Annotated in this window: 1 protein-coding gene; it reads right to left on the bottom strand. The window is 48.4% G+C overall.

The features are described 5' to 3' along the window. Positions 1–172: 172 nt before the first annotated feature. Positions 173–1,219 carry an IS110 family RNA-guided transposase gene (locus tag H8S64_RS22025; RefSeq protein ID WP_186978718.1) on the bottom strand — a complete coding sequence of 349 codons (1,047 nt, stop codon included), beginning with the start codon at positions 1,217–1,219 and terminating at the stop codon, positions 173–175. Positions 1,220–1,375 lie beyond the last annotated feature (156 nt).

Below are 1,375 nucleotides of genomic sequence, written 5' to 3'. Positions count from 1 at the left end.
AAAGAATTCTAAGTTATTTCCAAATAAATTCGATAAAAAATTTCCATTCGGTTAGTATTTTTATCGAGACTCTTTTTTGTTCCAGCGCACAACAATTCTTTTTCTTTTCAAATACCCCGGTGTTTTTCGAGGGGTTTTCGAAAAGAAAAAGAATAGTTCCTTCGCTCGTTACCTATGCCAGCATGGCGATGAATGGCTGCTGTCTCCTGATCACGGCGAAGCACCTGGCCACCAGCTTGGCCCTGATGGCGTTAATAACGGTTCCCTTGTGCTTGCCCTCTTCGAGCTTCCTCTTGTAGTATTTTTTTATCTGGTCGTCATGCATGATGGCCGCCTGGGCCGCGCTGGTAAGATACACTTTCATTTGCTTGTTTCCCAGTTTGGATACCCGGTTTTTCCCGCGTATGGAAGTACCGGAGGAGAACTCGAAGGGGGCCACGCCGCAATAGCAAGCGAATTTCCGGTGATTCTCGAACCGGGTAAAGTTACCCGTTAGGCAGATCAACAGGCAGGCGTTCAACAACCCGATTCCCTTCACGGAGCGGAGTAACCGGAAATTGCGGTACAAGAGTGGCGATTCCTTCAGGCACTCGAGCATGCAATTTTCCACGTGCTTGATTTGCCTGTCGAGAAGGTCCAGTTGCTCCTTGGTCACCTGACGGTGCTCGCCCGTGTCGGCGATCTTCCCGCTCTCGATCAACGTCGTGTCAACGCTGGAGAACCTCTTCTTGCTCTTGACAAGATCTTCCCGGAGGGTGATAAACAGCTTCAGGCGCGTCAAGGCAGGTTCCGGGAGGGAATAGAGCCGTAAATTCCGGTGGTGCAGGCTGGCGTGACAGGCGATCTTGTAAGCGTCTATCCTGTCACTCTTGCCGCGGCAGATCCCCGCTGATTTCTTGATCGACAGGGGGCAGGCCAGAGCCAGCGGGAAACCGGCAGACTGGCTGGCAAGGCAGAGCTCGATGGCGAGTTCTCCCATGTCCTCGGCGCAAAACAAGATTTTTGACAACGGTATACATAGTTCATGAACTCGTTTCACGAGGCGGCGTGTGCCAGCCGCGGTATTGGGTAACTGGAAATAATTCAATTCCTCCCGTTCCGGGGAAATTATTGACACGTCAAATGTCTTTTTACTTAAATCGATGCCGATAAAACAAGAATAATTCATAGCTTTGCAATTAAAGTTTGTAAGAACTTGGCTAACACATTTAACAGGCATGAAGGCCTAACATTCTAAATGGCTCGGTTCTCGGTTTAGGAAGACGAGCGGTCTAATTCTTTCATTAGTCTTGAAGGACTACTCCATAAGATAGTTCACCGCTCGCTTCACTTTTCAAAAGTAATTATTTTTCGATGCAAAGCTAAATGTCCATAA

This window comes from Butyricimonas hominis (genome assembly GCF_014287455.1).
Lineage (GTDB): Bacteria > Bacteroidota > Bacteroidia > Bacteroidales > Marinifilaceae > Butyricimonas > Butyricimonas muris.
This window is presented reverse-complemented; position numbering and strand designations above follow the sequence as displayed.